The organism is Paracoccus sp. (in: a-proteobacteria) (assembly GCF_030536915.1).
GTDB lineage: Bacteria > Pseudomonadota > Alphaproteobacteria > Rhodobacterales > Rhodobacteraceae > Paracoccus.
Genome location: NZ_JAUNPC010000020.1, coordinates 1 through 17,430 on the forward strand (window position 1 = coordinate 1; position 17,430 = coordinate 17,430).

Below are 17,430 nucleotides of genomic sequence, written 5' to 3' on the forward strand. Positions count from 1 at the left end.
CGGGGCCGGGGCGCTGGTCGCCGAGGGCAAGGAAATCCCGCCCGGCGCGCTGGTGATGGGGGCGCCGGGGCGCGTCATCCGCCAGCTCGACGAGGCCGCCATCGCGGGCCTGCGCGAATCGGCCGCCCGTTACCGGGCCAACGCCGCCCGCTTCCGCGCCGGCCTGCGGCGGATCGACTGAGACGGCAGTGGACAGCGTCGCCCTTGACCAGATCGGCGAGGCGCTTCCCATCGCCATGCTGGTGGTCGATCACGATGCCCGGGTGGTGTCGGTCAACAGCGCCGCCATCGCCATGCTGGGTCCGGGGCTGACGGACCGGCCCTTTGTCACCGTGCTGCGCCAGCCCCTGATCAACCGGGCGCTGGACCGGGCGCTGGCCCCGGCGCGCGGGCAGGAACAGCCCGCCTCTGCCCGCATGTCCGTCGCCATCAAGGCGCTGGGGCGCGAGCAGAACTGCGTCGCCACCGTGTCCTCCATGATGGTGCGGGGCCGGCGGGGCGCGGTTGTCGTGCTCGAGGACACCTCGGGCATCGAGCAGGCCGAACAGATGCGCCGCGATTTCGTGGCCAACGTCAGCCACGAGCTTCGCACCCCCCTGACCGCGCTGATGGGCTTCATCGAGACCCTGCGCGGTCCCGCCCGCGACGACGCGGCCGCGCGCGAACGCTTCCTTGCCATCATGGACCGCGAGGCCGGGCGGATGAACCGGCTGATCGGCGACCTGCTGTCCCTCAGCCGGGTCGAGCAGGAAGAGCGGCGGCGCCCGGTCGAGCGGCTGGACCTCGCCGCCCTGGTGCGTGGCGCTTGCGCGACCCTGGCGCCGACTGCCACGGCGGCAGGCCAGACCCTGCGCCAGATCGACACCGGCTTGGCCGCTCCGGTCGCGGGCGACCCCGACCAGATCCAGCAGGTGCTGCACAACCTGATCGAGAACGCCATCAAATACGGCAGCCGCGGGCAGTCCGGCGGAGAGGTCCGCGTGACCCTGTCCCGTGTCGCCCATGAACCCGTCCTGCGCGGCCCCGGCTGGGCCGTCGAGGTCGCCGACGACGGCGAAGGCATCGACCATGTCCACCTGCCGCGCCTGACCGAGCGATTCTACCGGGTGGACACCCACCGCTCGCGCGAGAAGGGCGGCACCGGGCTGGGCCTTGCCATCGTCAAGCATATCGTCGCCCGCCACCGGGGACGGCTGAAGATCGAAAGCGCAAAGGGGCAGGGCAGCCGCTTTACCGTGATCCTGCCGGAATGGGTGCCGCCGGCCTCGGGCGGCACGCAGGGCCAAGGCGGCTGATGGCTGGTCAGGGGCTGGTGTCCCCAATCCGGCGGCCATGCACCCGGCCAAGGCCGGGGCCGGACAACTGCCGCCCGCGTCCTCCGCGCCCGCAGGCATCGGCCCGATCGATCCGTCCGCCGGGGACCTTCACCCCAAGCCAGCTGCCCCGACCGCCGAAGATGGTCACGCGGCGGCCGTCATGAAGCTCTCCGACCTGGCGGTATCCTGAGCCCGGCCCCGAGCGGACGGCAGGAAAGCCCCCGCGATCCAGCTTCAGCCCCCATGACCGACCAAGGCATTTTCGAAGTTCGGGACATCAAGCGCCTGCGCCGCGACAGGCACGGCAGAGAGATTCGTCAGGGTGCAAGCGGGGCAGCGAGGGCGGGCGCCTCGAACCCCCCCGCAGGTGGTTCCTGCAGGGGGATGGTCCTCCCGCTCCGGCGAGTCTGTCAAGAATACACCCTGCCCGCACAGGATCGCGGGACGCCATGGCTCCTCGCGGATGCCGGAAGGTCAGGCGTGGTCCGGCACGTCGCCCCGGATCGCGCGGGCGAAGGCCGTGCGATAGAGGTCCGAGAGTTCGGCCAGGGGCGCCGAGTCGTCCGCCAGCGTGACCCGCTCGCTGCCGAAGCGGCCGACCTCGGCGATCTCGATGCCGGCGGCACGGGCCGCGTCGATCAGGCTGCCCGCATCCGCCGCAGGGGCAGCGATGAGGTAGCGGGCCTGGTCCTCGCCGAACAGCGTCGGGATGTCCGAGGCGTCCAGCGTGACGCCCATGCCCGCCGCCTCGGCCATCTCGAATGCGGCGAGCGCGAGCCCGCCATCCGCAAGGTCGGTCGCGGCGCGGATGTGGCTGCGCTGGGCCAGCAGGAACTCGCCATGGGCGCGCTCAAGGACCAGATCGACGGGGGGCGCGTCGCCCGCCTCGATCCCCCAGGCTTCGGCGGCCAGCGCCGACTGGCCCATGTGGCCGCGCGTGGCCCCGATCACCAGCGCGAGGTCGCCCTTGTGGGGCAGCCCGGGGATCAGGTCGTCCAGCCTGTCGATCAGCCCGACCGCGCCAATGGTGGGCGTGGGCAGGATCGCCTGGCCGTCCGTCTCGTTGTAAAGGCTGACGTTGCCCGACACGATGGGGAAGTCGAGCGCCCGGCAGGCCTCGCCGATGCCTTTGATCGCGCCGACGAACTGGCCCATGATCTCGGGCTTTTCCGGGTTGCCGAAGTTGAGGTTGTCGGTCGCGGCAAGCGGCCTCGCCCCGCAGGCGATCAGGTTGCGCCAAGCCTCGGCCACGGCCTGCTTGCCGCCCTCGACAGGGTTCACCTTGACATAGCGCGGCGTCACGTCGCTGGTGAAGGCCAGCGCCTTGTTTGTGCCGTGGACCCGCACGACGCCCGCACCGAGGCCCGGCTTGCGGATCGTGTCGCCGCCGACCTGGGTGTCATACTGCTCCCACACCCATGCCTTGCAGGCGTAGTTGGGCGAGCCGATCAGCGCCTTAAGCGCATTGATGGGCATGATCGCGGGCAAATCGCCCAGAGGCTCTGGCGCGGGCGTTTCCACCCAAGGGCGGTCGTATTCGGGGGCGCTCGAGGACAGCTTGGACAGCGGCAGATCGGCCATGACCTCGTTGCCGTGCAGGATCAGGAAGCGGTCCTCGGCGATGGTCTCGCCCACGATGGCAAAGTCGAGGTCCCATTTCTCGAAGATCGCCCGCGCCTCGGCCTCTTTCTCGGGCTTCAGCACCATGAGCATCCGCTCCTGGCTTTCGGACAGCATCATCTCGTAGGCCGTCATCGCGGATTCGCGCTGGGGGACGTGGTCCAGCACCAGCTTGATGCCAAGCCCGCCCTTGTCGCCCATCTCGACGGCGGAACAGGTCAGCCCCGCCGCGCCCATGTCCTGGATCGAGATCACTGCGTCCGTCGCCATCAGTTCGAGACAGGCTTCCAAAAGGCATTTCTCGGTAAAGGGGTCGCCGGCCTGCACGGTCGGGCGCTTGTCCTCGATCGTGTCGTCGAACTCGGCCGAGGCCATGGTCGCCCCGCCCACGCCGTCGCGGCCTGTCTTGGCGCCGAGATAGACCACTGGCATCCCCACGCCGGAAGCCGCCGAATAGAAGATGCGGTCCGCATCCGCGAGGCCCGCCGCAAAAGCGTTGACGAGGCAGTTGCCGTCATAGGCGCGATGAAAACGGATCTCTCCGCCGACGTTCGGGACGCCGAAGGCGTTGCCATAGGCGCCGATCCCTTCGACCACGCCCTTGACCAGATGCGGGGTGCGGGGATGTTCGGGCCGCCCGAAGGACAGCGCGTCCATCGCGGCGATGGGGCGGGCGCCCATGGTGAAGACGTCGCGCAGGATGCCGCCGACGCCGGTCGCGGCCCCCTGATGGGGTTCGATATACGAAGGGTGGTTGTGGCTCTCCATCTTGAAGACCACCGCCTGCCCGTCGCCGATGTCCACGACGCCCGCGTTCTCGCCGGGGCCGCAGATCACCTGCGGGCCGGTCGTGTGCAGCGTCCGCAGCCATTTCTTCGATGACTTGTAGGAGCAATGCTCGTTCCACATCGCCGAGAAGATGCCGAGTTCGGTATAGCTCGGCTCGCGCCCGATGATGTCCAAAATGCGCCGGTATTCGTCGGGCTTCAGCCCATGCGCGGCGACCAGCTCGTCGGTGATGGCGGGTTCGTTCTGCATGGTGCGGCCCCCTTGCTGCGGTTGCGTGCCTTCTAGGCCGGGCAGGGCGCAAGTGGAAGATGAGCAAGTCCCGCCGCGGCGCAGAAAAAAAGCCGGGCACGAGGCCCGGCCAAGTCCAACAGGGAGGTTGAAGCGACAACAGGCGAGCCTGCGTCCCTTCATTGTCCAATTAGCGACCAAACTGCCCCGTTTTCAAGGTTAACGAAGCTTAATAGTGGCAATGCCGCCATGCGAAGGTTGCATGACGGCAACAAATCGCCTGCCAGTCAGCCTTCTTCGGGGTTGCGGCGCATCGCGGTGATCTCCTCAAGGACGAAATCGCGGAATGCTGCAACGCGGCGCGAGGTGCGCAACTCTTCGGGGAATGCCAGGAAGACCGGCACCTCGCTTGATTCGACATCAGGCAGCACCCGGACCAGATTCGGCATCCCGTGTTCCATGTAGTTCGGCAGGATGCCGATTCCCACATGGCTCAGCACTCCCTGCAGCACGCCGAAGTAGCTGTTGACCAGCAACGTGGTGCTGCCGTGCTGGGCCAGCAGGCTTTGTGCCAGAACCGCCCCGGCATGGACCTGCGGCGTCGTGGGATTCTGGCAGATCAGGCGATGGGTGGCCAGTTCCTCGACCTTCTGCGGCAGGCCCGTATGTTCGGCATATTCGGGCGAGGCGTAAAGCCGCATGCGGATGTTCAGCAGCCGGCGCCGGATCAGGTCGGCCTGGCTGGGTTCCTTCATCCGAATCGCCACGTCGGCCTCGCGCATCGGCAGGTCCAGCACGCGCTCTTCCAGCAAGAGGTCGATCTTGAGTTCGGGATAGCGTTCATAAAGCTTCGCCAGCCGCGGAACCAGCCAGAGGGTGCCGAAGCCGGTGGTGGTCGTCACCTTCAGTTCGCCGAAGACATGCTCCTCGCTGTCGCGGATGCGGGCGGCGGTGGTGTCGAGCTTGCGGTTCATCGCGCGGGTTGCGTCGAACAGCATCTCGCCCTGTTCGGTCAGGATCAGCCCGCGGGCATGGCGATGGAACAGGGTCGTGCCCAGTCCTTCCTCAAGCGCGCGGATCTGACGGCTGACCGCCGACTGGGACAGGTGCAGGACGTCGCCTGCATGGGTCAGGCTGCCCGCCTCTGCCACGGCATGGAAGATGCGCAGCTTGTCCCAATCCAGCGCGTTCATACCTTGATGCATCCCTGCCATGCGTTCGGCGCAACAGATAGACACAAGTTCGGGAAGAACAAAGGGCTTTATCGGTCAACGTAACTGACCTATATTGAGGCTCTGCCGTCCAGCTTTGGGAGGAAGCAAGATGAGCGTCCAGGATATCACCCTCGCCGACCGTTTCGACCTGACCAAGCGCCATGTGCTGCTGAACGGCACTCAGGCCTTGGTGCGGCTGATGCTGATGCAGTCCGCGCGGGATCGCGCCGCGGGGCTGAACACGGCAGGGCTGGTGACGGGCTATCGCGGCTCTCCGCTGGGTGGGGTGGACCTGCAGATGATGCGGTCGAAGAAGCTGCTGGAGCCCGCGAACATCCTGTTCCAGCCGGGGCTGAACGAGGATCTGGCCGCCACCGCCATCTGGGGAAGCCAGCAGGCGGAACTGCGGGGCGAGGGCAAATACGACGGCGTCTTCGCGCTGTGGTATGGCAAGGGGCCGGGCGTGGACCGGTCCGGCGACGTGATGCGCCATGCCAACATGGCGGGGTCGTCGAAGCACGGTGGCGTCGTCATGGCGATGGGCGACGACCACACCGGCGAATCTTCGACCGTGCTGCACCAGTCCGACTGGGCGATGGTGGACGCCTACATCCCCGTCCTGTCCCCCGCAGGCGTGCAGGAGATCCTGGACTTCGGCCTTTACGGCTGGGCGCTGAGCCGCTTTGCCGGTGTCTGGACCGGCCTCAAGACCATGAAGGACACGGTCGAGGCGACCAGCGTCGTGGACGGCGACCCCTTCCGCATGAACTTCGTCACTCCCGACGATTTCGCCATGCCGGAAGGCGGGCTGAACATCCGCCTGGGCGACACGCCGGTCGCGCAGGAAGCGCGGATGATCGACTACAAGCGTTTCGCCGCCGAGGCCTTCGCCCGCGCCAACCGCATCGACCGCCGCGTCTGGGGCAAGCCGGGGGCCAGGATCGGCATCTGCGCCGCGGGCAAGAACTGGCTGGACGTGGTCCATGCCATGTCGCTGCTGGGGCTGGATCAGGCCGAGGCCGAGCGACTGGGCATCACCACCTACAAGATCGGCCAGACCTGGCCCTTGGACATGACCAGCTTCCACGAATGGGCCGAGGGGCTGGACCTCATCATCGTGGTCGAGGAAAAGCGCAAGCTGATCGAGGTGCAGGTCAAGGAGGCGATCTTCGACGACCGCCGTGGCCGGCGCGTCTATGGCTGGCACAAGGGCGACACCTGGGAACACGGGCGCAGGCTGGAACTGTTCCCGACCCGCTATGCCCTTGACCCCGTGCTGATCGCGCAGCGGCTGGGCGACATCCTGATCGAGGAAGGCCGCCGCACCGACCGGCTGGAAGCCTCGTTGTCGAAGCTGGCCGAGACGCGCCGCAACGACAACGCGCCCGAGGTGGCGGTCAGGACGCCGTGGTTCTGCTCGGGCTGCCCGCATAACTCGTCCACCAAGGTGCCGGAGGGTAGCCGCGCCTATGCCGGGATCGGCTGCCACTACATGGTGCAGTGGATGGACCGGGAAACCACCGGCTTCACCCAGATGGGCGGCGAGGGCGCCAACTGGATCGGCGAGGCGCCGTTTTCCCAGCGCCCCCATGTGTTCCAGAACCTTGGCGACGGAACCTACAACCACTCCGGCTCTCTGGCGATCCGCGCGGCAAAGGCGGCGGGCACCAACATCACCTACAAGATCCTGTTCAACGACGCCGTCGCCATGACCGGCGGCCAGCCGAACGAGGGCGAGCTGACCGCCCCCCAGATCGTGCGCGAATTGCAGGCGCTGGATGTGCCCGTGGTGCTGGTCCATGACGAGAAGGAGGAGGTGGACCGCAGCCTCTTCCCCAAGGGCTTGCGCTTCGAGGAACGCGCGAACCTGATGGAAGTGCAGCGGGAACTTTCGCAGCAGCCCGGCGTCACGGCCATGGTCTATGTCCAGACCTGCGCCGCCGAAAAGCGCCGCCGCCGCAAGAAGGGCAAGTTCCCCGACCCCGACCGCCGCGTCTGGATCAACCCCGAGGTCTGCGAGGCCTGCGGCGACTGCTCGGTCCAGTCGAACTGCGTCTCGGTGGTGCCCTTCGACACCAAGCTGGGCCGCAAGCGGGCCATCGACCAGTCGTCCTGCAACAAGGACTATAGCTGCGTCAAAGGCTTCTGTCCCAGCTTCGTCAGCGTCCAAGGCGGCAAGCTGAGGAAGCCCGCCGCCGAGGCTCTCGCGCTCCCTGATCTGCCCGCGCCCGCGCTGCCGGCGATCAGCGGCACCCATAACCTTGTCATCACCGGCGTCGGCGGCACCGGCGTGGTGACCATCGGCGCGGTGCTGGCGCAGGCCGCGCAACTGGACGGCAAGGGCGCGGGGATGATGGAGATGGCGGGCTTGGCCCAGAAGGGGGGGGCGGTCCATATCCACCTGCGGCTGGCGAATGACCCTGCCGACATCAGCGCCATCCGCGTCGCGGTGGGCGAGGCCGACGCCATCATCGGCGGCGACCTTGTGGTGACGGCCGGGGCCAGGACCATCGGCCTGATGACGGGTGGCCGCACCGGCGCCGTGGTGAACGAGCACGAGATCATCACCGGCGAGTTCACCCGCGTCCGCGACTTCCGCGTTCCCGCTGACCGGCTGAAGATGTCGCTTGAGGCGCGACTGGGCGAGAAGGTGTCCTTCCTCGACGCCTCGAAGCTGGCCGAGCGGTATCTGGGCGATTCGATCTATTCGAACATGCTGATCACCGGCGCGGCATGGCAGCAGGGCCTGATCCCGCTCTCCGAAGCCGCTATCCTGCGCGCCATTGAGCTGAACGGCGCCAAGGCCGAGGAAAACAAGCGCGCCTTCCAGATCGGCCGTTGGGCGATCCTGTATCCTCAGCAGGCCGCGCCCGCGCCGGTCGAGGTAGAACGCTTCGACCCCATCGCATATCGCGCCGACCGGCTGGTGGGTTATCAGGGACCGAATCTCAAACGCCGGTTCCTCAAGCTGGTGGACATGGCGCCAGCCGAACTGCGCGAGACGGTCGCTGAAAGCTACTACCGGCTGCTGGCGGTCAAGGACGAATACGAGGTTGCCCGCCTGCACCTGACCACGACCGAGGGCGTGGCCCGGACCTTCGAAGGCGACACGAAGCTGACCTTCCACATGGCGCCGCCGTTCCTGGGCGGCAAGGACTCGGAAGGTCGCCCGAAGAAGCGTGAGTTCGGGGCGTGGATGCTGCCGGTCTTCCGCACCCTGTCCTCGCTGCGGGGCCTGCGCGGCACGCCGCTGGATGTCTTTGGCTGGCAGGCCGAACGCCGCCACGAACGCGCGCTGGCCCGCCAGTATGAACAGGACATGGCCGAGGTGCTGCCGAAGGTCACGCCCGCGACGATGGAGATTGTCCGCGAGCTTGCCGCCCTGCCGCAGCAGATCCGCGGCTATGGCTTCATCAAGGATGCGGCGGCTGAAAAGGCGCAGGCGCGGCGGGACGAGTTGATGGCCGCCTTCCGCGCGGGCGGCTGGCCGTCGCAGCCGGAACTGCGCATCGCGGCGGAGTGAAGACCGGGCCTTGCGGCCCGGCCTGCCTCCGGCGGGGATATTTGGGCGAAGAAGAAAACCGGGGGCTTCGCGGCCTCCGGTTTCCTTGTTTCAGACCGCCGCCTGACGTCCGCGCGACAAGGCGGCGACGCCGGTGCGGGCAACCTCGGCCAGTCCCAGCGGGCGCATCAGTTCGGCGAAGGCGTCCAGTTTCTCGGGCGTGCCGGTGATCTCGAAGACGAAGCTTTCCAGCGTCGAATCAACGACTTTCGCGCGGAAGATGTCGCTAATTCGAAGCGCCTCGACCCGCTTCTCGCCGCCGCCCATCACCTTGAACAGCCCGAGTTCGCGCTCGACTGAAGGGCCCTCGACGGTCAGGTCGTGGACCTCGTGGACCGGGACGATGCGGCCCAACTGCGCCTTGATCTGCTCGATCACCGCAGGCGTGCCGCGCGTGACCAGCGTGATGCGCGAGCGGTGGCCGGTGTGGTCCACCTCGGCCACCGTCAGGCTGTCGATGTTGTAGCCGCGCCCCGAGAAGAGGCCGATCACGCGGGCCAGCGCCCCCGCCTCGTTGTCCACGATGACGGCCAGCGTATGCCTTTCCTCGCCTGCCGCATGGTAGTCGCGCAGGTCGTAGGCGGAATGGCTGGATGCGCCGCGTTCAAGTTTCAGTGCCGACATGATCGCCCCCTTACACCAGAACCGCGCCGTCGGACTGGATGGCGGTGCCGATATCCTCGGCCGCCTCCTGGTCGCCCAGCAGCATCTCGTTATGCGGCTTGCCCGAGGGGATCATCGGGAAGCAGTTCTCGTGCTTCTCGACCAGCACGTCCAGGATGAAGGGGCCGTCATAGTCGATCATCTCGCGGATCGCGTCGTCCAGTTCCGCGGGATCGCTGACCTGACGCCCCTTGCAGCCGAAGGCCTCGGCCAGCTTGACGAAGTCGGGCAGGCTCTCGCTCCACGACTGGCTGTAGCGTTCGCCATGCAGAAGCTGCTGCCACTGGCGCACCATGCCCAGCCGCTCGTTGTTCAGGATGAACTGCTTGACCGGGGCGCGGAACTGAACGGCCGTGCCCATCTCCTGCATGTTCATCAGCCAGCTTGCATCGCCCGCCACGTTGATGACCAGCGCATCCGGGTGCGCGACCTGCACGCCCACCGAGGCCGGCAATCCGTAGCCCATCGTCCCGAGGCCCCCGGAGGTCATCCAGCGGTTCGGCCCCTCGAAGTTCAGGTATTGCGCCGCCCACATCTGGTGCTGGCCGACCTCGGTCGTGATGTAGCGGTCGTGGTTCCTGGTCAGCGCCTCGAGCCGCTGCATCGCGTATTGCGGCTTGATGAGGCTGTCAGAGTTGCGATAGCTCAGGCAGTCCTTGGCCCGCCACTGCTCGATCTGCGCCCACCACTGCTGGAGGGCCGGGTTGGTCTTGCGGCCGCGCGACTTCCAGATCTTCAGCAGGTCTTCCAGCACATGGCCCACGTCGCCGACGATGGACAGATCGACGCGGATGACCTTGTTGATGCTGCTCGGGTCGATATCGACATGGACCTTGACCGAATGGGGCGAGAAATCCGCGACCCGGCCCGTGATCCGGTCGTCGAAGCGGGCGCCGAGGTTGATCATCAGGTCGCAGCCGTGCATGGCCATGTTGGCTTCATAGAGGCCGTGCATCCCCAGCATCCCTAGCCAGCCTTTCCCGCTGGCCGGATAGGCGCCAAGACCCATCAGCGTCGAGGTGACGGGGAACCCCGTCGCATCCACAAGTTCCGTCAGAAGCTGGCTCGCCGCCGGACCCGAGTTGATGACGCCGCCGCCGGTATAGAAAATCGGCCGCTCGGCCCGCTCGATCAGTTCGGCCAGCCGGGTGATCGCCGTGATGTCGCCCTTGCGCGGCGGCTGGTAGCGGGCGGGCTCGACCTGCTTCGGGCCGACATAGGTCCCTTCAGCGAATTGCACGTCCTTGGGGATGTCGATCAGCACCGGCCCCGGCCGGCCAGAGGTCGCCACGTGGAAGGCCCGGTGCAGCGTCCCGGCCAGGCTGTCGGTGTCCTTGACCAGCCAGTTGTGCTTGGTGCAGGGACGGGTGATGCCGACCGTGTCGGCCTCCTGGAACCCGTCGGTGCCGATCATGAAGGTCGGAACCTGCCCCGACAGCACCACCAGCGGGATCGAATCCATCAGCGCGTCGGTCAGCCCCGTCACCGCGTTGGTGGCGCCAGGACCGGATGTCACCAGCACCACGCCCGGCTTGCCGGTCGACCGGGCATAACCCTCGGCCATGTGGACTGCGCCCTGTTCATGGCGGACAAGGATATGCTTGATCTCGTTCTGCTGGAATATCTCGTCATAGATCGGAAGTACCGCGCCGCCGGGATAGCCGAATACGGTATCGACGCCCTGATCCCTCAGCGCCTCGACCACCATTCTTGCACCCGTCATGCTTCGGGACATTTCCGACCCCCTTGTTCGCGGAAAACCTGCGGCAGGGCAGACTGCTCTGCTGCGCTGCCGCAAGCTAGATGGCACTGCAGCAAGCGTCAATGGCTGCAGAGAAAAATGTCTGCCAATCACCGGAAAACGAAATAATCTTTCGCTGTCTTTGGATGTCACTCCTGCGGCAGGTGAATCCGGGCGACCTGTTCCACAATGGGGTCGATCGACAGCGGATGCGTCTCGCCCTCGTGATCCTCGGGGTGGCCGATGTCCTGCCAGACGCCGCCCTTGTGGATTTCAAGCGCGCTGAAGCCGGCCTTGTAGGCCATCTTGCGGCTGCCAGGCACCCAATAGCCCAGGTAGACATAGGGCAACCCGGCCTCGCGCGCCATCGCGACATGATCGAGGATCATGAACGAACCGAGGCTGTCGGCCACGCGCAGCGGGTCGTAGAAGCTGTAGACGAGGCTGAGGCCGTCATCGAGGATGTCGGTCAGGCAGACCGCCGACAAGGGGGACTCGGCCGAGCTGCTTCCGGTGGCGCGATATTCGAAGACCCGCGTGCGGACCGGCGTTTCCTCGATCATCGCGGCGAATTCGAAGATGTCCATGTCGGCCATGCCGCCATCGGCATGGCGGTGGTCCAGATAGCGGCGGAACAACTCGAACTGTTCCTCGGTCGCCCAGGCGCTCGTGCCAAGGCGCGCAAGACCCTTGTTGCGCTTCAGCACCCGGCCTTGGCTGCGGCTGGGCTGGAAGTCGCGGACCCGGATGCGCGCGGACATGCAGGCCACGCAGCTTTCGCAACTGGGGCGGTAGACGACGTTCTGCGACCGCCGGAAGCCCTGGCGCGACAGCGCGTTGTTCAGCTCGCGCGCACGGTCGCCGGTCAGCGCGGTGAACAGCTTCCGCTCGGCCCGGCCATGCAGGTAGGGGCAGGGCTGCGGGGCCGTGACATAGAACTGCGGGGCGCTGGACGGAGTGTGCCGCATCACCCGCCCCGCCGCTTCGTGGCCGGGTCATGGGCAAAGCCGGGATGGCGGACGGGGAAAGGAAGCATGCGCGGCAGCCGGATCTTCGCGAAGGGCCTGAGATGGACGGACGGTAGCAACAGAAACCGGGCGCGCCAAGCGCAACCCGTCACGATCATACGCCACGACATATGGGTTTGCGCGTGGATTTCCAGTCGCCTGCGCAGGATGCGGGCAAGCGTGGGTACGCGGCCGCCGGATCGCCGGTCCTGCACGGCCGCCCATGCCGCTTGCCGCATTGACGATGGGCCGGGCCGCTCTAGGGTCGGGGCATGAGTTTCGCCCGGCGCATCACCCGCCTTCCACTTCCGACCGACGACGCGCGCGGCAAGGCCGCAGCCGCGCATCTGTCCATGGACGACCCCAGGCTGACCGGCCTGCTCTGCGGCGCGGGTGGGTCCAGCCCCTTTCTGGCGGGGCTGATCGAGCGTGATGCCCCCTGGCTTTCCGATGCCCTGGCCCGTGACCCGGCCCCTGCCGCGCTGGTGGTGGCCGAGACCGCGGGCTTCGATGCGCTGTACCCGGCCCAGCTTGGCCCGGCGCTGCGTCAGGCCAAGCGGCGGGTCGCGCTTTACGCGGCGCTGGCCGATCTGGGCGGGGTGTGGACGCTGGACGAGGTGACCGGCGTTTTGACCGACCTTGCCGACGCCGCGACCGATCTTGCCCTGCGCGCCCATGTCGCCGACGAGATCCGGCGCGGCAAGCTGCCCGCCCCATTGGCCGATGCAGCACCCGAGGCAGGGGGGATCTTCGCGCTGGCGATGGGCAAGATGGGCGCGCGCGAACTCAACTATTCCTCGGACATCGACCTGATCGTCCTTTACGACGATGCCGCCTATGCGCCCGAGGACCAGCACGAGGTCCGCGCCGCCCTGATCCGCGCTACCCGCAAGGCGGCGGCCACGCTGTCGGACCTGACCGCGCATGGCTATGTCTTCCGCACCGACCTGCGGCTGCGGCCCGACGCCTCGGTGACGCCGGTCTGCATCTCGGCCACTGCGGCGCTGACCTATTACGAGGCCGAGGGCCGCAGTTGGGAACGCGCGGCCTTCATCAAGGCCCGGCCCTGCGCGGGCGATCTGGCGGCAGGGCAGCGGTTCCTGGATGCGCTGCGTCCCTTTGTCTGGCGGCGGCACCTCGATTTCGCGACCGTCGAGGACACGCACGAGATGCGACGCCGCATCCGCGACCACAAGGGCCTGCACGGGGGCATCCGGGCACCGGGCCACGACCTCAAGCTCGGCCGCGGCGGCATCCGCGAGATCGAGTTCTTCGCGCAAACCCGCCAGTTGATCGCGGGCGGGCGCGACCCCGACCTGCGCCAGCGCCGCACAGTCGATGCCCTGGCGGCGCTGGCCGAAAAGGAATGGATTCCGCCCGAGGTCGCCGCCGAGCTTGCCGCGCATTACCGCAAGCACCGCGAGATCGAGCATCGCATCCAGATGGTCAACGACGCCCAGACCCACGCGGTGCCCGCGATGCCCGAGGGGATCGCGCCGGTCGCGCATCTGTGCGGCGTATCCGACATTGATGCCTGGTGCGCCCGGCTGGAACAGCGCCTGCTGCGCGTCGAGGAGCTTGCGGGCGACTTCTTCCAGCCGGGCGGGACCGGCGACGCCCGGCCCGACCTCGGCCACGATCAGGCGGCACTGGTCGAGGGCTGGCAAAGCTATCCCGCCCTGCGATCCGCCCGCGCCCGGCAGGTCTTCGCCCGGATCGAGCCGCGCGTGCTGACCAGCCTGTTCCGCGCCGGGCGGCCCGACGAGGCGCTGGGCCGCTTTGACAGCTTCCTGCGCGGGCTTCCCGCCGGGGTGCAGCTTTTCTCGATGTTCGAATCGAACCCCTCGCTGATCGACCTGCTGGGTGACATCTGCGCGACCTCTCCGGGGCTTGCGGCCTATCTTGCCCGCCACCCCGAGGTGCTGGACGCGGTGATCGCGGGCAGCTTCTTCGCGCCCTGGCCCGGCGTCGGATCGCTGCGGTCCATGCTGTCCGAGACGCTCGACCGCACGTTGGCAGCGCCCGAGGGCGGATACGAGCGCGCCTTGGATGCGGCGCGGCGCTGGGCGCATGAATGGCAGTTCCGCGTCGGCGTCCATCACCTGCGCGGGCTGATCGAGGCCGAGGAGGCGGGCCAGCATTACGCCGACATCGCCGATGCCGCGCTGGCGGCACTGGCGCCGCTGGTCACGGCCGAGTTCGCCCGCCGGCACGGCCTGCCCCCGGGGCATGGGGCGGCGGTTCTGGGAATGGGCTCGCTGGGGGCACGGCAGTTGAACGCAGCCTCCGACCTCGACCTGATCGTGATCTACGACGCGGCGGGGGCCGAAGGGTCCGAAGGGCCGAAGCCTCTGGCGACCCGGGCCTATTATGCCCGGCTGACCCAGGCGCTTCTGACCGCAGTGACCGCGCCCACCGCAGCCGGCCGGCTTTACGAGGTGGACATGCGCCTGCGTCCCTCGGGCCGGCAGGGGCCAGTCGCAACGGGGCTTGATTCGTTCCGCGGCTACCAGATGCACGAGGCATGGACATGGGAGCATCTGGCCCTGACGCGGGCGCGGGTGGTCGCCGTGACCTCCGGCGCCCTTGCGGGGAAGGGGGCAAACGAGCCGGCCGCCCCGGACACCCGCCCGCTTGCGGTCCGGCTGGAGGCCCTGCGGCTTGAGATACTTGCGGCGCGGGGGACCGATCCGCGGGTGCTGCCGGACCTTCTGGCCATGCGGCAGCGCATCTTCGCCGCCAAGGCCCCGGATGGCCGGTGGGAGGCCAAGATCGGCCGCGGCCGGCTGCAGGACATCGAGCTTTTCGCGCAGTCCCTTGCCCTGCGCGCCGCCTCGGCCTCCCGCGGCGCGGCCATGCAGTTGCGGGCGGGCCGCAAGGCGGGACTGATCGGCGCCGAGGATGCGGACGCGCTGGCGCAGGCGCACCGCTTCCTGTGGCGGCTGCATTGCGCAGGCCGCCTGCTGACCGAGCGGCCGCTGGACATGGAGGCCCTTGGCCAAGGCGGACAGGATTTCCTGCTGCGCGAAACAGGTTGCCGCACACTTGACGAGCTTTCCACGCGGCTGGACACCCATGTGGATGCAGCGGGACGGATCATCGACGTCCTGTCCGGCGCCGAGGGCAAGGGCTGACGGCCGGAAACAGGTCCCTGGCCGATCCTGCCCGCGTCCCCTCACCCGATCACGCCGGTGATGCGGACCGAGGCCGCGGCGGGAGAGACCGGGCCGGGCTGGTCCGTGACCGCGCCGAGGATCGGGACCAGCGCCGCCTCGACACCCTTGTCCAGCCTGTCCTCCGCGTCATCCGCCGCATGGTCGAAGACCCCGTGCGTGGTCTTGTCCCAGTAGAACGGCTTGACCACGATCTCGTAGGCGGCCTTCCATGCCGCAAGGCAGGCCAGCGGGAAATAGAAATACAGTGTCGGGGCCCAGAACATCAGCCCCGGATGGGTCCGGCGCACGGCCCAAATCGCCACGACCACGTTCAGCGACTCGGACAGAAGAAAACTCGCGATCACGACAGTGCTCAACCAACCCTCGACCAAGGGTCCAAGCGGGTGGCCGAAGCCCAGCGTCAGCAGCCAGAAGCTCCACAGCACGGGCGCCAGAAGGAACTGCTGGACGGTGGCGAACATCTGCAGGTGAAAGCCGAGAGCGGGCCAGAACCCGATCTCGCGCACCAGCCGCCCCGGGGATCGCATATGCACGCCCCAGGTCATCGCAAAGCCCTTGAGCCAGCGCGAGCGCTGCTTGACCCAGGGGACAGGCCGGCAGTTCGCCTCTTCATGGGTGGTGGTGGCGACCATCTCTGTCCGGTAGCCGAGCCGCGCCAAGCGGACCCCCAGATCGGCGTCCTCGGTGACGTTCCAGCCGTCCCAGCCGCCCGCATGATCCAGTGCCGCGCGGCGGATGAAGAAGGTCGTCCCGCCCAGCGGCACCACCAGCCCCATCCGCGCGATCCCCGGCAGCACGCCCCGGAACCAGGCCGAATATTCCAGCGTGAAGCAGCGGGCGAGCCAGTTCGTGCGCGGGTTGTAGAAATCCAGCGCGCCCTGCAGGCAGGCGACGGCGGGCGGGGCGGAATGCAGGTGGCGGGCGACCTTCTGCAACTGGTCCGGCTCGGGCCGGTCCTCGGCGTCCCAGACGCCGATGATCTCGCCGCGGCAGAAGTTCAGCGCATAGTTCAGCGCCCGCGGCTTGGTGCGGATCGGCCCGTCGGGAACGGTAACTACACGCATCCAGAAGGGCAGCTTCACGCCCGACAGGGCGTTGCGCGTCACGGCGTCGGTTTCCTCGACCACCAGCAGGATATCGGTCAGCTCGCGCGGATAGGTCAGCCGGGCCAGGCGGCCGACAAGGCGGTCGGCGATGTTCTCCTCGCGGAACATCGGCACCATGACCGAGACCACCGGCCAGTTCCCCTCGATCCCCGCGTCATCCGCAGGACCCGCCTCGCGCAGTCCGCGCAGGGTCGAACGGAAGGCCAGTGCCTTCAGCGCCGTTGTCGCCACAAGCGTGATGATGGCGATCAGACTGACCAGCGCCAGCACCATCACCGGCGCAAGCCACAGCCCCAGCGTCAGCGCGGCCATCAGGCCCAGCAGGATGCGCCCCAGCCGGGCCTCGTTCCGGGTGCGGCAGCTCAGGTCCGGCGGCACGCAGGTCTCGGCCTGCCGGATCAGCGCGGTGCGGCGGGCGGCCAGCAGCGCCTCGGTGCAGTCCTGTCCGGTTCCCAGCAGCATCCGCACCGGGCCGAGCCGCGCTTCCAGCCGCCCGCGTATGCTTTCGAACCGCTCGGGCCATGCGGCGGCGACAAAGGTGACGCCGCCGGTGCGCCGCCATGGCACCACGCCCTGCGCCAGGCACCAGTCGGCGCCCGCCCGGTCGATCAGGCGCGCGTCGGGCGGCAGGGCGGCAAGGTCGATGGCCGAGGTCCGCCACTGCTTCGACAAGGCCAGCGTCAGCGCCTGCGGCGTGACCCAGCCGCGGGCCAGAAGAATCTCGCCGAGCCGCACGGCGTCCGGGCGCTGCAGCATCACGGCCTGCAGCAGGTTGCCCAGATCGACGGCGCCATCGTCCAGCAGGATCTGCCCCAGCGTCCGGTCCCCAGGCCTGCCGGTTCCCGCGCCGGGCCGGTCGTCGGGGCGGGCGGCGCGTGGCCAGAGCGGCCCCCGTGCGTGATCCACCGGGTCGGCGGGGCCGGGCTGCTGGCGGCGAATCGGCGTGACGGACACAGGCACCTCGGGGCGGCAGGATCGCCCCCTGATCGTCCGGAATGCTTAAGTTGC

The 17,430-nt window shown here is 68.2% G+C and carries 10 protein-coding genes and 1 pseudogene; 4 read left to right on the forward strand and 7 right to left on the reverse strand.

Annotated elements, in window-relative coordinates:
• Positions 1–181, forward strand: a pseudogene (locus Q4F04_RS05445) (gamma carbonic anhydrase family protein); the annotation flags it as partial.
• A 7-nt stretch (positions 182–188) separates the two neighbouring features.
• The gene (locus Q4F04_RS05450; RefSeq protein WP_303368822.1) at positions 189–1,295 is read left to right on the forward strand and encodes an ATP-binding protein; all 1,107 of its coding nucleotides are present in this window, start codon (positions 189–191) and stop codon (positions 1,293–1,295) included.
• Positions 1,296–1,302: 7 nt separating this feature from the next.
• Here the strand turns inward: Q4F04_RS05450 and Q4F04_RS16000 are convergent, their stop codons facing one another.
• The 3 genes from Q4F04_RS16000 to Q4F04_RS05460 form a co-directional block, all read right to left on the reverse strand.
• Positions 1,303–1,554, reverse strand: a complete 252-nt coding sequence (locus tag Q4F04_RS16000; protein ID WP_368660701.1) for an SH3 domain-containing protein — start codon at positions 1,552–1,554, stop codon at positions 1,303–1,305.
• A 236-nt stretch (positions 1,555–1,790) separates the two neighbouring features.
• Complete coding sequence (gene purL, locus Q4F04_RS05455; RefSeq protein WP_303368823.1) at positions 1,791–3,974, reverse strand: phosphoribosylformylglycinamidine synthase subunit PurL; 2,184 nt, start codon at positions 3,972–3,974, stop codon at positions 1,791–1,793.
• A 266-nt stretch (positions 3,975–4,240) separates the two neighbouring features.
• Positions 4,241–5,137: a LysR family transcriptional regulator gene (locus Q4F04_RS05460; RefSeq protein WP_303368855.1), complete on the reverse strand. Its 897-nt coding sequence runs from the start codon at positions 5,135–5,137 to the stop codon at positions 4,241–4,243.
• 139 nt (positions 5,138–5,276) lie between these two features.
• Here Q4F04_RS05460 and Q4F04_RS05465 point away from each other — a divergent pair, with 139 nt between their 5' ends.
• Positions 5,277–8,690 (forward strand): indolepyruvate ferredoxin oxidoreductase family protein, encoded by a 3,414-nt coding sequence (locus Q4F04_RS05465; RefSeq protein ID WP_303368824.1) that lies wholly within the window; start codon positions 5,277–5,279, stop codon positions 8,688–8,690.
• Between the two features lie 90 nt (positions 8,691–8,780).
• Here the strand turns inward: Q4F04_RS05465 and ilvN are convergent, their stop codons facing one another.
• From ilvN to Q4F04_RS05480, 3 genes are all read right to left on the reverse strand, one after another.
• Positions 8,781–9,353, reverse strand: coding sequence for an acetolactate synthase small subunit (ilvN, locus tag Q4F04_RS05470; protein WP_303368825.1), 573 nt, complete (start codon positions 9,351–9,353; stop codon positions 8,781–8,783).
• Between the two features lie 10 nt (positions 9,354–9,363).
• The gene (locus tag Q4F04_RS05475; protein ID WP_303368826.1) at positions 9,364–11,127 is read right to left on the reverse strand and encodes an acetolactate synthase 3 large subunit; all 1,764 of its coding nucleotides are present in this window, start codon (positions 11,125–11,127) and stop codon (positions 9,364–9,366) included.
• A gap of 155 nt (positions 11,128–11,282) precedes the next feature.
• Positions 11,283–12,101, reverse strand: coding sequence for an arginyltransferase (locus Q4F04_RS05480; RefSeq protein WP_303368827.1), 819 nt, complete (start codon positions 12,099–12,101; stop codon positions 11,283–11,285).
• A 311-nt stretch (positions 12,102–12,412) separates the two neighbouring features.
• Between Q4F04_RS05480 and Q4F04_RS05485 the strand changes: the two genes are divergently transcribed.
• Positions 12,413–15,274, forward strand: a complete 2,862-nt coding sequence (locus tag Q4F04_RS05485) for a bifunctional [glutamine synthetase] adenylyltransferase/[glutamine synthetase]-adenylyl-L-tyrosine phosphorylase (protein ID WP_303368828.1) — start codon at positions 12,413–12,415, stop codon at positions 15,272–15,274.
• Positions 15,275–15,315: 41 nt separating this feature from the next.
• Here Q4F04_RS05485 and Q4F04_RS05490 read toward each other — a convergent pair whose 3' ends face one another.
• Complete coding sequence (locus Q4F04_RS05490; protein WP_303368829.1) at positions 15,316–17,376, reverse strand: glycosyltransferase family 2 protein; 2,061 nt, start codon at positions 17,374–17,376, stop codon at positions 15,316–15,318.
• Between the last annotated feature and the right edge of the window lie 54 nt (positions 17,377–17,430).